This window comes from Brenneria tiliae, from assembly GCF_023347575.1.
Lineage (GTDB): Bacteria > Pseudomonadota > Gammaproteobacteria > Enterobacterales > Enterobacteriaceae > Brenneria > Brenneria corticis.
In genome coordinates this window covers 1-255 of record NZ_JAKPCB010000027.1, presented here as the reverse complement: position 1 = coordinate 255, position 255 = coordinate 1, and the positions used below count along the sequence as shown (strand labels likewise).

The following is a 255-nucleotide window of genomic DNA, read 5'->3' as shown; positions in this document are numbered from 1 at the left end:
CTGGAGACAGTCTTGTGCCTTCGGGAACTGAGAGACAGGTGCTGCATGGCTGTCGTCAGCTCGTGTTGTGAAATGTTGGGTTAAGTCCCGCAACGAGCGCAACCCTTATCCTTTGTTGCCAGCGATTTGGTCGGGAACTCAAAGGAGACTGCCGGTGATAAACCGGAGGAAGGTGGGGATGACGTCAAGTCATCATGGCCCTTACGAGTAGGGCTACACACGTGCTACAATGGCGCATACAAAGAGAAGCGAACT

Annotated in this window: 1 rRNA gene; it reads left to right on the top strand. The window is 53.3% G+C overall.

The annotated features are described in order from the left end of the window. Positions 1-255: ribosomal RNA gene (locus MFP24_RS00125) — 16S ribosomal RNA — on the top strand; the annotation flags it as partial.